The sequence below is a fragment of the Enterocloster bolteae genome (assembly GCF_002234575.2).
GTDB classification, from domain to species: Bacteria; Bacillota; Clostridia; order Lachnospirales; family Lachnospiraceae; genus Enterocloster; species Enterocloster bolteae.
On the sequence record NZ_CP022464.2, the window covers coordinates 2824042 to 2843974 of the forward strand.

Annotated in this window: 15 protein-coding genes and 2 pseudogenes; 16 read left to right on the forward strand and 1 reads right to left on the reverse strand. The window is 41.6% G+C overall.

What is annotated here, in order from left to right; genetic code table 11:
* The first annotated feature begins 24 nt into the window (after window positions 1-24).
* The 9 genes and pseudogenes from wecB (at window position 25) to CGC65_RS13155 (ending at window position 8988) form a co-directional block, all read left to right on the forward strand.
* Window positions 25-1149 (forward strand): non-hydrolyzing UDP-N-acetylglucosamine 2-epimerase, encoded by a 1125-nt coding sequence (wecB, locus tag CGC65_RS13115; protein WP_002567335.1) that lies wholly within the window; start codon window positions 25-27, stop codon window positions 1147-1149.
* The gene (locus tag CGC65_RS13120) at window positions 1150-2160 is read left to right on the forward strand and encodes a glycosyltransferase (protein ID WP_002567336.1); all 1011 of its coding nucleotides are present in this window, start codon (window positions 1150-1152) and stop codon (window positions 2158-2160) included.
* Entirely contained in the window at window positions 2160-3383 is a 1224-nt protein-coding gene (locus tag CGC65_RS13125; RefSeq protein WP_002567337.1) for a hypothetical protein, read from the forward strand. The genes CGC65_RS13120 and CGC65_RS13125 overlap by 1 nt, the downstream gene beginning before the upstream one ends.
* 3 nt (window positions 3384-3386) lie before the next feature.
* A complete protein-coding gene (locus tag CGC65_RS13130) occupies window positions 3387-4436 on the forward strand; it encodes a glycosyltransferase (RefSeq protein ID WP_002567338.1) in 1050 nt (349 codons plus the stop codon).
* A gap of 236 nt (window positions 4437-4672) precedes the next feature.
* Window positions 4673-5950 (forward strand): hypothetical protein, encoded by a 1278-nt coding sequence (locus tag CGC65_RS13135; protein ID WP_002567339.1) that lies wholly within the window; start codon window positions 4673-4675, stop codon window positions 5948-5950.
* A gap of 2 nt (window positions 5951-5952) precedes the next feature.
* A complete protein-coding gene (locus tag CGC65_RS13140; protein WP_002567340.1) occupies window positions 5953-7047 on the forward strand; it encodes a glycosyltransferase family 2 protein in 1095 nt (364 codons plus the stop codon).
* Between the two features lie 32 nt (window positions 7048-7079).
* A pseudogene (locus CGC65_RS13145) lies at window positions 7080-7481 on the forward strand (glycosyltransferase family 2 protein); the annotation flags it as partial.
* A 302-nt stretch (window positions 7482-7783) separates the two neighbouring features.
* On the forward strand, window positions 7784-8146 hold the full coding sequence (locus CGC65_RS32095) for a DapH/DapD/GlmU-related protein (protein ID WP_002567342.1): 363 nt from the start codon (window positions 7784-7786) through the stop codon (window positions 8144-8146).
* Between the two features lie 14 nt (window positions 8147-8160).
* Window positions 8161-8988, forward strand: a complete 828-nt coding sequence (locus CGC65_RS13155) for an acylneuraminate cytidylyltransferase family protein (protein ID WP_002567343.1) — start codon at window positions 8161-8163, stop codon at window positions 8986-8988.
* A 119-nt stretch (window positions 8989-9107) separates the two neighbouring features.
* Here CGC65_RS13155 and CGC65_RS13160 read toward each other — a convergent pair whose 3' ends face one another.
* Complete coding sequence (locus CGC65_RS13160) at window positions 9108-10313, reverse strand: IS110 family RNA-guided transposase (protein ID WP_193466550.1); 1206 nt, start codon at window positions 10311-10313, stop codon at window positions 9108-9110.
* A gap of 301 nt (window positions 10314-10614) precedes the next feature.
* On the opposite strand from CGC65_RS13160, the gene CGC65_RS13165 reads away from it, so the two are divergent.
* The 7 genes and pseudogenes from CGC65_RS13165 to CGC65_RS13195 all read left to right on the forward strand — a co-directional run bounded on the left by CGC65_RS13165 (window position 10615) and on the right by CGC65_RS13195 (window position 19834).
* Window positions 10615-12216, forward strand: a complete 1602-nt coding sequence (locus CGC65_RS13165) for a beta/alpha barrel domain-containing protein (RefSeq protein WP_002567344.1) — start codon at window positions 10615-10617, stop codon at window positions 12214-12216.
* Window positions 12217-12281: 65 nt separating this feature from the next.
* Window positions 12282-12737, forward strand: coding sequence for a class II aldolase/adducin family protein (locus CGC65_RS13170; RefSeq protein WP_268742033.1), 456 nt, complete (start codon window positions 12282-12284; stop codon window positions 12735-12737).
* Window positions 12734-13387 carry an HAD family hydrolase gene (locus CGC65_RS13175; protein WP_002567345.1) on the forward strand — a complete coding sequence of 218 codons (654 nt, stop codon included), beginning with the start codon at window positions 12734-12736 and terminating at the stop codon, window positions 13385-13387. The genes CGC65_RS13170 and CGC65_RS13175 overlap by 4 nt, the downstream gene beginning before the upstream one ends.
* Before the next feature lie 31 nt (window positions 13388-13418).
* On the forward strand, window positions 13419-14963 hold the full coding sequence (locus CGC65_RS13180; RefSeq protein ID WP_002567346.1) for an MATE family efflux transporter: 1545 nt from the start codon (window positions 13419-13421) through the stop codon (window positions 14961-14963).
* Between the two features lie 46 nt (window positions 14964-15009).
* A pseudogene (locus tag CGC65_RS13185) lies at window positions 15010-15423 on the forward strand (IS66 family transposase); the annotation flags it as partial.
* Between the two features lie 394 nt (window positions 15424-15817).
* On the forward strand, window positions 15818-16342 hold the full coding sequence (locus CGC65_RS32535) for a VanZ family protein (protein ID WP_002567348.1): 525 nt from the start codon (window positions 15818-15820) through the stop codon (window positions 16340-16342).
* A gap of 852 nt (window positions 16343-17194) precedes the next feature.
* Window positions 17195-19834, forward strand: coding sequence for a valine--tRNA ligase (locus CGC65_RS13195; protein WP_002567349.1), 2640 nt, complete (start codon window positions 17195-17197; stop codon window positions 19832-19834).
* The last annotated feature ends 99 nt before the right edge of the window (window positions 19835-19933 follow it).

Genomic DNA, 19933 nt, shown 5'->3' on the forward strand with positions numbered 1-19933 from the left:
ACATATGATGAGAGAGGAAACGATATGAGCAAACTTAAATTGATGACGATTGTAGGCACTCGTCCGGAAGTCATTAAGATGTCCGCAATAATAAAAAAAGCCCACCAGTATTTTGACCACATTCTTGTACATACAGGTCAGAATTATGATTACGAGCTGAATAAGATTTTCTTTGATGATCTTGGCTTGAGAGAGCCAGATCATTATCTGGGTGTTGTAGGAGAAAACCTTGGTCAGACAATGGGAAATGTTATCTCCAAATCCTATGAGCTGATGAGTGCAGTAAAACCCGATGCAATTATTGTCTTGGGAGATACCAATTCCTGCCTCTGTGTTATTTCTGCCAAGAGATTGAAGATACCAGTATTTCACATGGAAGCCGGAAACCGTTGTAAAGATGAGAATCTGCCGGAAGAAGTTATACGTCGCATCGTTGATGTGACGAGCGATATTAATCTCTGTTATTCAGAACACGCACGGCGGTACATACTTGATAGTGGTGCAAAACCAGAGTACACATTTGTGGTTGGTTCGCCTATGGCGGAAGTTTTGACAGATCATAAGGAAAAAATCGACAGCAGTGATGTGCTGAAGCGCTTGGGATTAGAGGCGAAAAAATATATTCTTTTGTCTGCACATAGGGAAGAAAATATAAATATCGAAGAGAATTTTTTTTCTCTTATGAATGCAGTTAATGCGATGGCAGAGAAATACGATATGCCTATTCTTTACTCTTGCCATCCGAGAAGTAAGAAATATATTGAGCAGCGTGGGTTTATTTTTGATAAAAGGGTCATTCAGCATCAACCACTCGGATTTTTTGATTACAACAAGCTGCAGCAAAATGCTTTTTGTGTTGTGTCAGATAGCGGAACGGTGCCGGAGGAGGGTGCATATTTCAAATTCCCGGCAGTATCGGTGCGTACCTCTACGGAAAGACCGGAAGCTATGGATCAGGGCGTGTTTACAATTGGTTCGATTAGCACAGAACAGGTATTGCAGGCAGTTGAACTTGTAACGGCAATGTATGCCAATGGCGATCTAGCAGCGGAAGTTCCGTGTTATCAGGACAGAGCTGTGTCTACAAAGGTCATTAAGATCATTCAGAGCTATTCGGGCATTGTCAATAAAATGATTTGGAGAAAATAAATGAGGATTCTAGTGTATGATGTCGCCGCCGAAAATGGCGGTGCAGTGACCGTACTGAACTGGTTTTACGGCATTCATAAAGAGGACAAAGAGAACCAGTATGTGTATCTGTTAGGCAAACATACACTGGAGAATACCGATAATATTACGGTGATCAATGTTCCGGAAGTAAAAAAAACATGGTTGCATAGGTTGTGGTTTGATTATATAGGTGTTAAAAAATACCTTTGCGACTATAAGATTGAGCAGATTCTATCCTTACAGAATACGGATATTCCATTTTGTAAATTGCCACAGACTGTTTATATCCATAACGCTTTGCCGTTTTCTGAACATAGATTTAGCATTGATGAGGATAAAAAACTGTGGATTTATCAAAATCTGATTGGATCGATGATCAAACAATCTATCAAGAGAGCAAATATTGTGATTGTTCAGACTAACTGGATGAAAAATGAAGTTGTCCGTCAGACAGGAATATCTGAAACAAAGGTTCAGGTCGTATTTCCGGAGATAAATTTATTTGAGGATGTAATTTGGTTACCGGCGGATAAATGTACGTTCTTTTATCCTGCAAGTGATGCAAGGTTTAAGAATCATGATGTGATATTGGAGGCTTCAAAGCTGCTATATCAAAAAGGTATCACACAATTTCGATGTGTGTTTACGCTAAAAGGAAACGAAAACTCCAGAATCAGCAGGATACAGGAAGAAGCAGTGGATTGTGGTATGGATTTCTTGTGGGTAGGACAGCAAAATCGGGAGCAGATGAGCGACTGGTTTGCACAGTCGATATTGCTATTCCCGTCTTACCTTGAAACGGTTGGTTTGCCGATATGTGAAGCTATGTCAGTCGGTGCACCGGTATTATTGTCCGATTGCTTGTATGCAAGGGATGTGGCAAAGGAATATGCAAATGCAAGATATTTTGTTAAGGACAATGCTGCGGCACTGGCGCAGTTGATGGAAGTATGTATAGTGAAGAGACAGGATAATGGAGGGGCACGATAATGGTAAGAAACAATAATAATTTTATATATACATTTCTATCAATTGTTGTGGTGCTTTTCCTGGTTAACAGATTTCTCATGCCCATTACTATGGTGCTTGCAATTGTTCTGCTGTACATGATGGCACATGAGGGAAAAGTAGCCCTATACATGAATCAAATTACAAAGTTGTTCGTTGTAATTGCTGGAATGGGTATTGTATACATGGTACTTTCCATATTTGGCGGATTCTCTGCATTGGGGAGCAGTCGTTATGCAGTAAAAGAGATTGAGAGAGGCATTATATATATTTTGATTGCTCAGATAATAATGCGTTCCAAGGTAGATATTAGAAAATATATATCTATCTGGAATATGCTCTTAACATTGTCTGTAGTTGTTGCCATACTGCAGTTTACCAAAGTTATTGATATGAATACAATACTGAAGAACTTCTATGGCGATAGTATTCAATTTTACAACACACAATTTACTGTATTATCCAGTTTTCGTTGTGGTTCAATTTTTGTGAATCCAAATGTATTTGCGTGTTTCCTTGTTGCGTGTCTGGGCAGTCACTTGGTTGTATCCCGAAAATATGGCTGTGGCTTTATGAGAAATATTGTAGTTTATCTACTTTGCATTATTGGGTTCGTGTTGGCAGGATCACGCACAGGTTTTGTTTTAGGTGTGGTGATTCTTATTTATCATTTGTTTACAGAAGGAAGAGCAAATCAAGGATATGCAATGCGTTTTCTGGGAACAATGCTGTTCTTCTTTCTGATCTTCGTCTTATTCATGAATCTAACTGGAAATATAGGTTCTGGTATTTTGGATGATCTGAGACTGTTTAAAGTAAATGAGGGCATGAGTAATTCCTTTGGCGGCAAGATCAGTATATTTACCAATTTGATAAAACAAATGCAGCCGTGGAATTATCTGATTGGCTATGGTCCGTTTGATTACTCTTTGTCTTCCAGCTTTCTTGTGGATTTTGACTTGGGTTATTTCATTGTTTACTATGGACTGATTGGAATTGGTCTTTATGTGGCGATGTTACGCTCTCTCCTCCATTATGAGTTTATGGATGGAACAACTGATCATAGGCTGCCGAGGATGTTGGTTGTTATTATGATTGTGTTTGGCCTGACCGCCGGAACCTACTTTAATTTGAGAATCTTTGCTATTTATATGCTGATGTTTTTGCCGATGCTGGCTAACAACAGAGAAGGAATCGAGGCTTGAGACATGGGAAAATATATACTATCAGTAGTGGGTGCAAACGGTCAAAATAATGCAGGATCAAAGGCAGGGAATGACGTTCTTCGTGTTTCTCAGGAGTGTGGTTATAAACTAATCCCTCTTTATGAAAGCAATCAAGTAAGAACAAGAGTACAGGATATCATTTCCGGTGTTATTGCAACATATAGCCTTCGGAATAAGCTGGTGGATGGAGACATTGTCTTAATGCAATATCCGCTCAACCGGCTTTTGATGAAAAACATATTCCGCATTCTGAAGCGGTGCAAATCAAAGATTAGAATTGCTACCTTGATTCACGACATTGATTACTTGAGAGACATCCCATTGGGGGATAAGGGCGTAGATGGTATGAAAGTACTGGAACTGTCATTGCTTGGCAGTTCTGACTACCTGATTTGCCATAATCCGTTCATGATTAGGACGTTACAAAAGGAGAAACTTTCAGTGGAATATATTTCGCTGGATTTATTCGACTATCTTTATGATGGTACTCCGGCCACCATTTCTGAAGATAAATCAACTGTAATTGTTGCTGGGAATCTGTTGGAGAGCAAAGCCGGATACTTATATCAGATAAAGAAGGATAAACATAAATTTGCGCTTTCTCTCTACGGCTCGAATTATGCTGTTGATAAAATGCAAATGGACAATGCGACTTATCACGGCAGTTTTAAGCCGGATGAATTGATTGCTAATTTATATGGTGCATATGGTCTTGTGTGGGATGGAAGTTCAACTGAGACATGCTCAGGCAGCTATGGTAAATATTTGCGAATCAATAACCCACATAAAGTGTCACTTTATATTGCTGCGGGAATTCCTGTTGTAATTTGGAAGGAAGCAGCATTATGCTCACTCATCGAAGAAAATGCTCTTGGGTTTGGTATATCATCTTTAGATGAATTGGAAGAAGCACTAAAAAGCCATGAACACTTGTACCAGAGCTATCGTAATAATGTGTTGAATATGAAAGAAAAGGTTTGCAGTGGCGGTTTTTTGAAATACGTTCTGGTGCAAATAGATAGAATGGAGTAGATAATTTATGAAAGTTAGTATTATTGTAGGAAGATGTTAGGTATAGTTGTTTCCGTTTACAATGTAGAGAGTTTTTATCTATATGTTTGAATAACGAATTTGACATCATGAGAAAAGATGACAGCTATATGCGCTCTCGTTATGTTGATGCTATAAATATACATAATTTTTGATGGCGTTCATGTCGAAAGGATTTATAATCCGTACTGGCAAAAAGATTTTGAAGGAGAGGTAAGATGGCGGAAATGAAAAAATGTTTTTCTTTTCAAAATGGATTCGATTATGAAGAATTCAAAGATATGTGCAATTCCTTTAAAAAGGTAAAGTTGCATAGCAAGATGAAGTCAGATTTATTGTTGACGGACTATATCTTTTGCTTGGCTATGAGACGGATTTCTATAGATAAGAGAAGTATTCTCAAGCGCCTGGCAGCATCTGTTTTTGATTTTCAAGTCCGAAGTTCTGTAATTGGAACTGGAAAAATAGCTTTCATATTTACTGGAAATCAGTATATGCGGCCAGATTATTTGCAGTGTGTTGAAAATACTGCAACCCAAGCAAGGAATTCTACTCTGTTTTTGATTGATCGAAAAAGCACAAAGTTATCCATTAGAAATATCATTAAATTGCCTTTTATCTTTATCTGGGCCAACAGGCTGAATGCGATTGTCCGTGATAGATGGATTAGCTTGGACATGGCTGTATCTGTATTTAGATCTGTCAATCAAGCAAACTTCTTTATCAATGCTATAAAGAAGTTTAGGTGTGAGAAAGTCGTGACTTTTTGCGATCAGTGGAGTATTGATAACGCCCTCACTCAGCTTGCAATAACACAAAATTATCCTACTGCAACATTACAACATGGTAATGGAAATGAGATTTTTGCCGGTTTTTGTAGTAATTATTACTTGGCAAACAGTATGCTGAGTAAGATAAATGCTATCCAATGTGGTATTTCGGAAAAGCAGATTGTTGTAGTTGGTCCTATGAAGTATGCTGGATTCCAATTTGAATATGAAAAGACGAATGTTCTCAGTAAGATCGGAATTGTGTTTGACGGGCTGGATAATTTCAAGAATAACCTAGCTATGCTCAAGTCAGCACACCAAGTGGCTGAACATCTGGAGTTAAAATGTTACATCCGTTTTCATCCCAGCAATAAACGGGAAGAGTATGCTAAATATTTATCTGATACGGATGTTATTTGCGATGATTTGAAGGAGTTTGAAATGATTCCAGATTTTTATATTACTTATATCTCGACAATGTATACGGATATGCTGTTCAAGAAAAGAATCTCCTTTCGGTATGCAACGCAGGAGCCCAATATGTTCACGAGTTTGACGGATACGACCTTCTCTAATGCCGATGAACTGGAAGCAGTGGTAATTAATGCGAGAGAAAATTATGCGGCGTGTCTTGAATGGCAGAAAGCTACTAAGCAGGAGATATTTGGAGCAGATGAGGGCGTAAATCAGTATCAGAAGTTTTTTAAAGTGTGGGGAGAATCGTAAGGATGATAAAGGGAAATCCATTGGTCAGTATCATTGTTCCGGTATATGGAGTAGAGGCTTATCTGGATCAATGTATCAACAGTATTGTAGAACAAACATATCAGAATATTGAATTGATTCTGATTGACGATGGTAGTTCTGATCGCTGCCCTGAAATTTGTGATGCGTGGGCTACGCGAGACTGTCGCATTCAGGTACTCCATAAAGAGAATGGTGGGCAGTCTTCGGCAAGGAATATTGGGCTTGATACGGCAAAAGGAGAATGGATTTTTTTCGTAGATAGTGATGACTGGATAGAGCCGGAATGTATTTCTGTTCTAGTAGAGATTTCGTTGGTTAATAATGCGGATATATCTGTGATTTATCCACAGAATCATAAAGGAAATATGGTTATTCCAAAACCATTTTTCTTAAAAGACAAAGGTGACGTGTATTGTTTGAGTGCAGAGGATGCCGTAACGTATTTTATGGAGCAAGCGGTTGCTGTCATGGGCAAGCTGTATCGTGCAGATATATTGCAGGATATTCGTTTCCCTGTGGGACGGAAGGCAGAAGAGTATATTGTTCAGCTTGCTGCATTAAAAAAAGCAAAGATAATCGCCTTCTGTAACCGAAATTTGTACGATTATTTAGTGCGCAACGATTCTGATTCGCATGATATTAAACCTAAATATAGAGTTGATAATATACAGGCGATCAGTGAAGCACTGGATATATGCAGACGGGATTTTCGCTGTGAGGAAGAATGGGCATTCAGATGGCTATGTGCCTTGCTCCATGAGTTTTATTCTGTGTCCGAATTTGCTAAGGAAGAGAAGAAAAAATATAACGACATACTTGTCTATGCATTATCCCAGGTCGGTGGCATGGAACAAATATATAAGAAGATGGAACAGCCGCTTGACCGTATTATATATGTTGCCAACCAATATCAGAAAATCTTAAAAGAAGAGGAATACAAAATACTTCAGAAACAGTATAGGGAAGTGTATAGAAGTCAGGCGAAAAGAGAAGTCAAAGGTATCAAGTATCGGATTGCCAATCTAAACCTGAAATTCCTGGTTGCATTATATAACGGCAGGGAGGTAATAAAGTAAATGGAGTTAGTAAGTGCTATTTACCGGTTCATAACAATGAAAATATAATAGATCGATGTGTACAGAGCATCCTTGGGAATACCTATAAGAACTTAGAACTTTTGCTGGTTGAAAACGGCTCAGAGGATGCTTCTTGGGCGAAATGCCTTGCGTGGAAGGAAAATGATCATCGGATCAACTGTTTGCAGTCCTCCAAAGGCGTATCCGCTGCCCGTAATGCTGCACTAAAAAACACGATTACATTCATGCTGACTACAGCTGTTGAACATACGGCGGATGTTGTCCAGTGCAGAAGAAAAGTTGACAATGCAGAGGGGAGTGGTAATGTGGATGTTTTTCAGGGCGTAGAGCTGACAGATCATCATGATATACTGGATGCCTTCCTCTGCTTCCAGAAAAACTACAAGTGGACTTCAACCCGCCGCTGTAAATGAACAGAAATATGTATGCGCTCTGGGATCATAAAGGGAATATTCGCAGGATAAAAAGGGTTCCAGAGTTTTCCCCAAAATTCAAACTGGAGCTTTGGCTGATTGCCAGATGCCCTGTTTTGTATATAAGAATACGAAAGCTATAGGTTTTGAAAAAACGCATTAGAAGTAATGCGAGATGAAGCATAATACAAAACAATAAAAGGAAGGTAGTAAAATGTTGGAAATCGTAACGAGTCTGATTCCGTCGAGACTGATCAGGACACTACGCCTGAAAAAACTAAAAAAAACATTTCGGGGGGCGGGTGATATATTCTACAAATGTGTCATTTAAGGCAAAACTCACCCCAACATCTGAAATTGCACCGGATGCTGGGGATTTTTACAACGATATTCCCAACCCAGTCAACATTGGACATGATGATTGGGTCGGTAGTAATAGCACGGTTCTGGGTGGAGTAACCATTGGAAACGGTGCGGTAGTTGGAGCCGGTGCTGTGGTTACCAAGGATGTGCCACCTTATGCAGTTGTAGTCGGTGTTCCTGCAAAAATCATCAAATACCGTTTTGATGATGAGAAAATTGCATCGTTGGAGCAGATGCAATGGTGGAATATGAGCGATGATGAGTTGCGCCAAAAGCGTGATTTCTTCAAAAATAAAGAATAATAGGAGAGAAGTTTATGAGCGAGAAAGTTACTGCAATTATCCCGGCAAAAGGCATGAGCAATCGTCTGCCAAGCAAAAATACGCTGGAGTTTGGTGAATCCAACCTCCTTGTCCACAAAATCCGTCAGCTGAAGCAGGTGGATGCGATCACTGAGGTAATCGTATCCTCTGAGGATGATGACATCCTTACAATGGCAGATAAGGAAGGTGCCAGAGCAATTAAGCGTCCTTATGAATATTCTGCAGAGACACTTCCTTTCCAGGATTTCCTGTACTACATCACTGGTGAAGCCAGAGAGGATCATGTTATGTGGGCTTGCTGCACTTCACCAATGGTAGGCGCAGATGTCTACAGAAAGGGCTGCAAGACCTATTTTGAGAAGCTCAAAGAGGGCTATGATTCCCTAATCACTGTGATGGAGTATCACCATTACCTTCTGGATAAGGACATGAAGCCATACACCTTTAAGTGGGGGCCAGAACATAGAAATTCGCAGGATCTGGACAAGCTGTATTTCTTCACTGACGGTATTCAACTTGCACCTAAAGCAAGTATGAGAGAGTGGTATTACTATTTCGGTCATAATCCCTATGGCATGGAGGTAGATTTGAAGACATCTACCGATATTGATACCATCTTTGATTATCTGCTTGCCAGAATGCAGTATCACATGGATGATGATGCGATGATGGCAAAGGGTATCAATTCGAAGGATGGTGAGGCAGTATACCACTATGTTCTCGGAAAGATGATTTCACAGTTAAGCGATGAGAAACTGGCTAAGGCTCTTATGGAAATGCCGGACGGCAAGAGAGCGAATGTACTTGGCTTAATCAAATAAAGCCTGCAAATAAAAAGTCAATAGGAAAATGAGAAATTTTCAAGATTTATTGTTGATTAAATTTCAGGTACAACAAATAGACCACCATTATCTGCTGGTCTGAAAGGATGTGGTATTCTCTATTCTGGAAGAGACATTAGATATTCTTTTACTCTTCCGTAATAGATACGCAGAAACTTATTAGCGCCTGCAGTCATGTAGACATAGTAAGGCTTTCCTTGAGCACGTTTCTTATCAATAAACGCATATACAGGGTCGTCCTGCGGTTTTGTTTTGATGAGACAGTCCATGACCTGAAATAAGGTTTTTCGGAGGGAAGATGAGCCGCGTTTGGAGGTTGGAACGCTTTTTTGTTCATAGGTTCCGGATTCGTTGACACCTGGGTCTACACCAGCAAATGCAGTGATAGCCCCTTTGTGGGTAAAGCGTGTGACATCTCCGATTTCAGCCATAAGCTGAGGGCCAAGAGACGGGCCAACACCCTTCATACCCATAACAACGGGATATTCCGGCAGCTTGGCGGCTGTGTCATTCATCAGGGTACGGAGCTCTTCCACGGTCTTGGAAGCAGTGTTTAATTGTTCTATGGACTGTTTCACGATCAGCTTGGTTAGATCATCTTTTGGAAGTATAGGAACAAGCTCCTTTGCAGCTCCATAGATTTCTTCAGCCTTGTCTTTGCTAAAGTTATACTTCCTACGTTTGCACCACTTCTGATAATGGTCGACAAATGCATTTAATGAGAATTTACGAACATAGTCCACATGCCAGTATGTAGTAGCAAAATCAACCCACTTCTGGCTGCCGTCCTCACGGGCAGGGCTATCAAAGTAAGTATTAACACCAGGGTAAGTCTGATCGAGGATACCGATGAGGTTATTCTTCATAGCTGTTTTGTGTTTCATGTAGAAGCCAAACTGACGGTTCATGGTCTTTAGTTGATTGCGTAGTTCGTCCATAAGACTATACTGTTTCAATTCCGTCCAACTGTCAAGGGTGTAACGAGCTATTTTTACAGCGTCAGCTTTATCAGATTTTACTTTGCGGAGAGAATGAGCTCCAAAATCTTTAATGAGCTTAGGATTTACGGCAGTTACAAAAAGACCTGCCAGAGAAAGCTCACGAGCCAGTGGTTCGTAGTAACGGCCAGTATGTTCCATAACGATGCGTGATTCACCTTCGATTGATCGGATCTGCTCAATTAAGGATTGGATGTTACTGGAGGTGTGCTTGATTTCAAAGGGAGAAGAAACGATTTCTCCATAAGGTCGTAGAATGGCGATCATACTTTTGCCTTTGGAAACATCAATACCAACAGCGTTCATGTTCATAAATTTGTCACTCCTAAAGATTATTGCAATAGATAAGTACCAGTTTTACTCATTGCCTATTCAATCTACTGTGGTGTGACACGAACGTACCAAAGGCAGTTCAACCTGCATAAAACGAACGCTGCAAATGAGGAGCTGGTTATCAGTCTTAATTACGGACGCGAAGTCCAAGAAAGGAGGCCGATATACCGATTGCTCCAACATTGTAACAGCTTAAGCAACAAGATGGATAATTCCTTACTGGCTGTAAGGGATATTAACCATAAATATATTGTAGTAGAAAGGAGTACGATTTATGGGCAGATTGCAGTTATTGGATTGTACCTTGAGGGAAGCCCCTATTGATAATTTGATGTGGGGAGAGATGAACATCCACAAGATGATTCATGGTCTTGAGATGGCAAATGTGGATATTATAGAATGTGGCTTTTTGAAGAATGCAGACTATATCAAAGGAAGTACATCTTTCCAGAGAGTAGAAGATATCATTCCTTTCCTGAAGAATAAGAAGAAAGGAAAAACATATGTAGCTTTGGTAGACTATGGCCGGTATGACCTGAAGTATCTTTCTGAGTATGATAGAAGATCCATAGATGCAATCCGGGTGTGTTTTAAGAAGAATGAGATTGGGTTGGTATTGGATTACGCAGCACAGATTCGTGCCAAGGGGTATCAAGTATGCGTTCAGCATGTAGATACAATGGGTTTTTTCGATGAGGAGATTATTGACTTTATAGAAAAAGTTAATGAGTTCAAACCTTTGGCGTATTCTGTTGTGGATACCTTTGGCGCAATGTATGAAGAAGATATGCTTCACTATACCGGTCTTGCGGACCAATACCTCTCCAAGGATATTTTGCTGGGCTTCCATGCCCATAATAACCTGATGCTGGCAGATGCAAATGCCCAGAGTTATATCAACAAGATGAGCGCCCACCGGGATGTTGTGGTGGATGCTTCTTTGTTTGGCTGTGGTCGCAGTGCGGGAAATGCCCATACGGAATTGATTGCACAGTTTATCAATAAGAAGCATGAGGAAAAGTACAATATTGACGAATTGTTGGATTTAATTGATACTGTTATTGCATCAGCACAGGAGGTGACCTCCTGGGGATACAGCATTCCTTACTTTATTGCCGGAATTTATAATGCCCATACCTTCAATGTGAAGCAGCTTCTAAAGCGTCACAATATTAAGTCAAAGGATTTGCGTGGCATTATTGAACTGTTGGACGATGTTCAGAAGAAAAAGTATGATTACGCTCTGCTGGAAAAGCTCTATGTAGAGTATTTTGACAATCCCGTGGCTGATGCCCTGGCATTAGAAAAGCTGAGCAATACATTCAAGAACCGCAATATTCTGCTGCTTGCACCAGGTAAATCGGTGGCAGCAGAAAAGGAGCACATTCAAAAATTTATCGATGAGAAGAAGACGATGGTCATCGCAGTCAATAATGTGATCAGCGGATATCAGTTGGATTACATATTCTATAGCAGCACAAACCGATATAATCTTAGAAAATTTCAGGAGTGTGCCCCTGAGACGAAGGTTATTGTTACATCGAATATTCAGGGCGCAATTGAAGAAGATACCACGGTTGTAAACTATAGCTCTCTGATTAAATTCGGATGGGTAAATCTGGATAGCTCCGCCATCCTGCTGCTTAGACTTCTGATACGTTGCGGCGTGGAAGGGGTATATGTAGCTGGACTGGATGGGTACCGTTCAGCAGGTGACACGTTCTATAAAAACGATTTGGAAACAGGCGTTGAGGATAAGGACAGACAAGAACTGACAAGAGAAAATACAGAAATGATTGCGGATATTGTGCAGACAAATCCGGAGTTTGAGATTCATTTTATTACTCAAAGCGAATATAGTAAGGCTTTAGAATAAACATAGGAGATGGCATAGTGATGTTGGAAGAATTAAAGGAAAAAGTTTAAAGAGGTCTTGCCGCGATTAAACCATCTGGTGTGGCGTATGAGGATTTGTCTGCAAAGGACATGGTCGTTGTTGATGTGGATGGTCATATTGTGGATGGTAGCTTAAATCTGTCTTCCGACACCAAAACGCATATTGAGTTTTTTAAAGCATTTGGAGAAATTGGTGCAATTCCCTGTACACGAAATCTTACTTACCGAACATTCCAGAATCGCAGCCTGAATTCGCTGTTTGTTTCCAGAGTGCTCTGCCGTAGCCATGGTCCGTTTGCGTGGGGAAAGGATGCAGCACAGGTTGTATACCATGCTGTTGTTCTTGAGAAAGTTGCAAAGATGGCAATTTGTATCTGCATGATTTCGCCAAATGCGAAGCCAGCTCCTCACCATATTCTGGACAAGCATTTTATGCGTAAGCATGGAGCCAATGCTTACTATGAACAAAAAAATGATTATGGGATGGAGGGGAAATTGTGAATAAAAGTTTATATCTGATTTTTGATTTGGACGGTTGCCTGATTGATTCTAGCGAAGTCCAGAAAGCTGCTTTTTTTGGCAGCTATAAAGAAGTAGTCGGAGATGACCATTGTCCGTCTTATGAAGAGTATATCAAGCATACTGGTGATTCTGTTAATGGGATGCTAAAAAAAATGGGGCTTCCAGCTGCGATGGCAGCATCGTTTCGGAGAATCAGTAGCGAATCTGTTGATAAGATTTTGGTCAACTGGGAAGCCATGAAGCTGGTTCGTAAACTTAAGAAATATGGCTACAAAACTGCATTATGTACGGGAAAGGATCATTACCGCACGGTGGAAATATTAAAATACTTTCAATGTGATGATCTGTTTGATGTATTGATTTGCGGTGATGATGTTCCAGAACCCAAACCCTCGGCGATGCCAATTCTGAAAGCAATGGAAGCTTTGGGGGCAGACCTGGAGAATACCGTCATGATAGGTGACGGCTATAATGATATAAAAAGTGCAAAAAATGCCGGAGTAAAATCAATATTAACTTTGTGGTATGGAGATGCCGGAGTTCCAAAAGTAGCAGACTATTATTCTGAGACGGTAGAAGAAATGTGGGCAACTATTGATGAAATAGCGTCCTTTACAGCGAATACGTAATGAGCAATTCTGAAAAATATGGGAGAATAAAATGCAAAAAGGCAGAGTGAAAAATGTTTCCAGAAATATGATTTTCGGAGGAATATTAAAAGTATATCAGATAATAACTCCTTTTATTATCAGAACAATAATGATATATTCCTTGGGCATAGAATATGTCGGGTTAAATAGCTTATTTGCATCGGTACTTCAAGTGTTGAACTTGGCAGAGTTAGGGGTTGGCTCTGCTATGGTATTTAGTATGTACGAACCCATTGCCCAAAATGATCATATTACAATATGTGCTTTAATGAAGTTGTATAAAATATATTATCGTATTATTGGGATCATTATTTTAGGTGCGGGTATTATCGTTTTGCCATTTATCCCACATTTAATTAGCGGTGAAGTTCCAGGTGGACTGAATGTATATACCTTATATATCTTGAATTTATTGGCTACGGTTTTCTCATATTGGCTATTTGCGTATAAAAGTTGTCTATTAACAGCATTCCAACGAAATGATATTATTAGTAGATCACTTCTTGTGGTCAGCACAATTCAATATGCTACACAGATTGTGGTTTTGGTAGTGTGGAAAAACTATTATCTATTTTTGCTTCTTGCTCTTTCCGCAGTATTGCTTAATAATGTTTTAACTGCATTTATGGCAAATCGTTTGTATCCGGATTTACAACCTAAAGGGAAATTAGATACAGAGGTAGTTAAAAATATTAATCAGAAAGTAAAAGATCTTTTTACCGCGAAGATTGGAGGAGTTGTTGTTAACTCGGCAGATACAATTGTTATATCCGCGTTTTTGGGTTTGACTGCGTTAGCCGTATATCAAAACTACTATTATATTCTTTCAGCAGTAATGGGGATCAATCAAGTGATATATAAAGCGTGCTTGGCTAGTATAGGAAACAGCATGGTGCTTGAAAGTAAAGAAAAGAATTACTGTGATTTCAAGATGATATCAATGTTGTTTATGTGGCTAATTGGGTTTTGTACAACCTGCTTTGCATGCCTTTTTCAACCATTTATGGAAATTTGGGTAGGGAAAGATTTGATGCTGAGCTATTTGATGGTGATTCTGTTTTGCATTTATTTCTATTTATGTGAAATTATGAGCTTGTTTAGCTTATACAAAGACGCGGCAGGAATTTGGCATCAGGATCGATTTAGACCTTTGATTGAAGCAGGGGCAAATTTGGTAGTAAATCTTATATTAGTAAAGCCTATGGGCTTATATGGAATTCTAATCTCGACGATAATCAGTATGTGTTGCATAAGTATTCCGTGGCTGTATAGGAATTTGTTTAAATATGTTTTTGACAGATCTGTTTCCGAATATACGAAGATACTTTTAGGTGGAACTGCAATCATGATATTTGTAACTACTGGTGTTGCATTACTTACTAGATTTATTCCGTTAAGCGGAAACATTGGATTGTTTGTTCGATTGCTTACATGCATAATAGTTAGCAATACTCTATACTATTTGCTATTTAAGAAATTTGAGACTTTTGCAAAAATTCTTCTGCTTATCAACAGAATAACAGGAAAAAGAATATTTAAGGTTAGTATACAATAATGAATGAGGAGAAGATTTGTTTTGAAATACGATTATTTGGTAATAGCAGGACTGGAAACAGTGTGGCGTAGATATCAGCCGCACCACGTTCCCAGGACGGCGGGCGCAGACGAATTCCTACATGTGACTGTTTCGCAGCGGCGAAGACGGAGAACCGCCGATCATCATCTACAAGTATTCGTCAACGCGGGCCGGGGACAATGCGAAGGAATTCCTGGAAGGGTTCCTTGGATATCTGATGTGCGACGGGTCCAGTGGCTACAACAAAGTACCGAATGCAAAACGGACTGCCTGCTGGGCCCATATACGCAGATATCTGATCGACGCGATCCCCAAGGGAAAGCAGCTCGACTACACGCAGGCATCTGTCCAGGGGGTCATGTATGTCAACCGGCTCTTTGAACTGGAGGATAAAATCCGCCGGAAGTACGCCGGGAATTATGAAGCCATCCGGCAGGCCTGACTCGAAAAAGAGATGGCCACAACTGCTCTGCTGCATTTAGCTCTGGATTACTTTTATCCATCGCTTGTTTTATGATTTCAAGGGATGGCTTAGCATAATATATTCTAGTTGTCTGCGTAGAAGCATGACCGAGGATTCTTGACACAAGTTCAAGCCTTTCAAAGACGATAGTAGTAGGTATCTCTTGTAATATTTTTCTGCCGGCTCCATTCAATAACTACCATACCTTCAGGTGGAACTTTTTTGCAACTTAACTTGTTTGAGGCATTTTCTAAACTTCACACTCATGGAGGGTGGGTGGGGAGATTATCTCAGATATTGAATAGTATTATAAAGTACTAATGGTAGAGTTTTTGAATCACTTACAAAGAAATTTCCCCTAGGAGGTGCCATGTTCCATCCACGCAAATATCTGTTTCGTTTCCTATTTCTTTTTTCCATAGCGGTCATCCTGTATGCCACATTATACCGTGAAACAGGACAAGGAGACATACAGCTCCAGCTTTTCTGGACCATAAAAAGGGCCTGGAGAGAACATTCTGGCAATCATTGGTATCTGATTCTTGGTAATATCGCCCTATTCATGCCATTCGGATTTTTCTTTACTATCATTCTCCGAAAGCCGGACTGGAAGAAGGCAGCCATCATAGGATTTGTTTTTTCGTCTGTTATAGAGGTTACTCAGGTTCTGACGGATAGGGGACTAGGAGAGCTGGATGATGTACTCCACAATACCTGGGGGAGCCTGATGGGATATTGTGCAGCAGTGATACTGGGGTATTTGTTCGGACGGCATAGTAACAGGTATAAAGGAAAAGTGAAAGGGGCAAGTCTGTTTTTCGGAATAACAATATTGGCGTTTGCAATATTAATATTTTATAACCAGCCGGACTGGAATGTACGTTTGCGGAGATAGCATTAGCAGTGCTTAAGAATACGGTTTTCCGGCTTGGGGAGCGGGGATGACAGGATAAGCTGTACACAAATACCTGCCAAAACTCTGCCAGAGTACCAGCGCAAGCTTCCACCAGCGCAAGCTTCACCAAAAAACACTTGACAAATCCCCCAATAATTATTATGCTTGATAATTATAAATCAAAGCAAATAAACCAAACAAGCAAATCATGCAAACAAAGCAATCCAATTAAACACAACGGTTACGAAGAAGAGGAGTACATCATATAAACCATCAGAGAGGGCGGTCCACTGGCTGAAAGGCGGCCCGGGCAGAGTATGATAGAAGGTAGCTTCTGAACTGGAGCGGTGAAGGATAAAACTGAGTGACTGGCAGGCGGATATTCCCGTATTGCCTCTATGAAAAGTTTCCTTCTGTGTAGCTGCTTCCGACCGGCCTGCGTTAAAGGCCTAATGAGACTGCCGGACATCCGGCAAAACAAAGGTGGTACCGCGGACACTCCGCCCTTTGCCTTCCCTTAACCGGGATTGGCGAAGGGCTTTTTATTTTCAGGCAAACAGGGTCTGTCTGCCGGCAGCCATTTTTCTGTAATTAACCAAACCGTTAATGAGTCCATCAACAAAAACATTAACAGACCCATTAACAAAACCACTAACCCAAACAAATTAGTTACTATAATTACAAAAATTACAAAAACTAATTACAAAAACTAATTATCAAAACTAATTATCAAAACTAATTACAAAAATTAATTATCAAGACTCATTATTAAAACCCATTATTTAGACCAATTACAAAGAGCCATTACAAAGACCCATTACAAAAACCATCTACAAAAAAGGAGAACAAACCATGAAGGAACTGGAGAAAACCTACAACCCGGCGGACATCGAAGACCGCCTGTACCAGAAGTGGCTGGACGGAAAGTATTTCCACGCAGAGGTAAACCGCAGTAAGAAACCATTTACCATCGTGATGCCGCCGCCAAACATCACAGGCCAGCTGCACATGGGCCATGCCCTGGACAATACCATGCAGGATATTCTGATCCGCTATAAGAGAATGCAGGGCTACGAGGCGCTGTGGCAGCCGGGTACGGACCATGCTGCCATTGCCACCGAGGTCAAGGTTATTGACAAGCTTAAGAAGGAAGGCGTTGACAAGGCAGACCTGGGACGGGACGGTTTCCTTAAGGAGTGCTGGAAGTGGAGAGACGAGTACGGCACCAGAATTGTGAATCAGCTTCATAAACTGGGTTCATCTGCTGACTGGGACAGGGAGCGTTTTACCATGGACCATGGCTGCTCTGACGCAGTTCTGGAGGTCTTTGTCAAGCTGTACGAAAAAGGCTACATCTATAAGGGGTCCAGAATCATCAACTGGTGCCCTGTATGCCAGACCTCTATCTCTGATGCAGAGGTGGAGCATGTGGAGCAGAACGGCTTTTTCTGGCACATCAATTATCCTGTAGTGGGAGAGCCTGGCCGTTTTGTGGAGATAGCCACCACAAGGCCGGAAACCATGCTGGGAGACACCGCGGTTGCGGTGAACCCGGAGGACGAGCGCTATCAGGACATCGTGGGCAAGATGCTTAAGCTGCCTCTGACAGACAGGGAGATTCCTGTTATCGCCGACCCGTATGTGGACAAGGAATTTGGAACAGGCTGCGTGAAAATTACCCCGGCCCACGACCCCAACGACTTTGAGGTGGGCAAGCGCCACAACCTGGAAGAAATCATTATCTTAAACGACGATGCCACAGTAAATGTTCCGGGACCGTATTTTGGTATGGACCGCTACGAGGCCAGGAAGGCCATTGTGGCTGATTTGGAGGCCCAGGGCCTGTTGGTCAAGGTGGTTCCCCACTCCCATAACGTAGGAACCCATGACCGCTGCAAGACCACGGTAGAGCCAATGGTGAAGCAGCAGTGGTTTGTAAAGATGGAGGAGATGGCTAAGCCGGCCATTGAGGCCCTTAAGAACGGCAGCCTTACTTTTGTTCCTGAGAGCTTTGGAAAGACATATCTCCACTGGCTGGAAGGTATCCGCGACTGGTGTATCTCCAGACAGCTGTGGTGGGGACACAGGATACCTGCCTATTACTGTCAGGAATGCGGAGAAATCGTGGTTTCCAAGGAAGCTCCCCACGCCTGCCCTAAGTGCGGCTGCACTTCATTAAAACAGGATGAGGATACCCTGGATACCTGGTTCTCATCCGCCCTCTGGCCCTTCTCTACCCTGGGCTGGCCTGAAAAGACAGAGGATCTGGATTATTTCTATCCCACAGATGTTCTGGTAACAGGATATGATATTATTTTCTTCTGGGTTATCCGTATGGTGTTCTCCGGCCTGGAGCAAACCGGAAAGCTTCCGTTCCACACCGTGCTGATTCACGGCCTGGTAAGAGACTCCGAAGGACGGAAAATGAGCAAGTCCCTGGGCAACGGCATCGATCCCCTGGAGGTCATCGACAAGTACGGCGCAGATGCCCTGCGCATGACCCTGATTACGGGCAATGCGCCCGGCAATGATATGCGCTTCTATTGGGAGCGTGTGGAGAACAGCCGTAACTTTGCCAATAAGGTCTGGAATGCGTCCCGATTCATTATGATGAACATTGAGAAGGCTGCTCAGTCCGGCGAGGTGGCTTTGGACCGCCTTACCATGGCTGACAAATGGATTGTGTCCAAGGTTAATACCCTTACCAGGGAAGTGACGGAGAACCTGGATAAATACGAGCTGGGAATCGCCCTTCAGAAGGTTTATGATTTTATTTGGGAAGAATTTTGCGATTGGTATATTGAAATGGTGAAGCCAAGGCTGTACAATGAAGAGGACGATACAAAGGCGGCTGCCATCTGGACGCTTAAGCATGTGCTGATTCAGGCGCTGAAACTGCTTCATCCCTTTATGCCGTTTATATCAGAAGAAATTTTCTGCAATCTCCAGGAGGAAGAGGAGACCATCATGATTTCCCAGTGGCCGGTTTACAGGGATGACTGGAATTTTGCAAAGGAAGAACAGTCCACAGAGACCATCAAGGAGGCTGTAAGAGCTATCCGTGGCGTGCGTTCATCCATGAACGTTCCTCCCAGTAAGAAGGCAACTGTTTATGTGGTATCGGAGGACGCAGGGCTGCTGCAGATATTTGAGCACAGTAAAAGCTTCTTTGCCGCTTTGGGCTATGCGGGCGAGGTGATTCTCCAGGAGAATAAGGAAGGAATTGCAGATGATGCTGTATCAGCAGTGATTCACAAGGCAGTGATTTATATGCCATTTGCAGATTTGGTGGATATCGAGAAGGAGATAGAGCGGTTAAGAGGCGAAGAAAAACGTCTGGCAGGAGAGCTGGCCCGTTCCAGAGGTATGCTGGGCAATGAGAAGTTTGTAAACAGGGCGCCCGAAGCAAAGATTGCCGAGGAGCGCGCAAAGCTTGAAAAATATGAGCAGATGATGGAGCAGGTGAAGATACGTCTGGCACAGCTTCAGTGATGAACCCGGAGAAAAATTAGGGCGGTGGGGGCAGGCCGTATACACCGCGGCAGACCAGCTACACCGCGCCAGGCCGTATACACCGCGGCAGACCAGATA

Excerpts from the sequence above, each read along its gene's own strand:
- CGC65_RS13135 (WP_002567339.1), top strand. The coding sequence starts at position 4,673 with ATGGCGGAAATGAAAAAATGTTTTTCTTTTCAAAATGGATTCGATTAT.
- CGC65_RS13125 (WP_002567337.1), top strand. The coding sequence starts at position 2,160 with ATGGTAAGAAACAATAATAATTTTATATATACATTTCTATCAATTGTT.
- CGC65_RS13130 (WP_002567338.1), top strand. The coding sequence starts at position 3,387 with ATGGGAAAATATATACTATCAGTAGTGGGTGCAAACGGTCAAAATAAT.
- CGC65_RS32535 (WP_002567348.1), top strand. The coding sequence starts at position 15,818 with ATGTTCCATCCACGCAAATATCTGTTTCGTTTCCTATTTCTTTTTTCC.
- CGC65_RS13155 (WP_002567343.1), top strand. The coding sequence starts at position 8,161 with ATGAGCGAGAAAGTTACTGCAATTATCCCGGCAAAAGGCATGAGCAAT.
- CGC65_RS13195 (WP_002567349.1), top strand. The coding sequence starts at position 17,195 with ATGAAGGAACTGGAGAAAACCTACAACCCGGCGGACATCGAAGACCGC.
- CGC65_RS13140 (WP_002567340.1), top strand. The coding sequence starts at position 5,953 with ATGATAAAGGGAAATCCATTGGTCAGTATCATTGTTCCGGTATATGGA.
- CGC65_RS13160 (WP_193466550.1), bottom strand. The coding sequence starts at position 10,313 with ATGAACGCTGTTGGTATTGATGTTTCCAAAGGCAAAAGTATGATCGCC.
- CGC65_RS13120 (WP_002567336.1), top strand. The coding sequence starts at position 1,150 with ATGAGGATTCTAGTGTATGATGTCGCCGCCGAAAATGGCGGTGCAGTG.
- wecB (WP_002567335.1), top strand. The coding sequence starts at position 25 with ATGAGCAAACTTAAATTGATGACGATTGTAGGCACTCGTCCGGAAGTC.
- CGC65_RS13180 (WP_002567346.1), top strand. The coding sequence starts at position 13,419 with ATGCAAAAAGGCAGAGTGAAAAATGTTTCCAGAAATATGATTTTCGGA.
- CGC65_RS13165 (WP_002567344.1), top strand. The coding sequence starts at position 10,615 with ATGGGCAGATTGCAGTTATTGGATTGTACCTTGAGGGAAGCCCCTATT.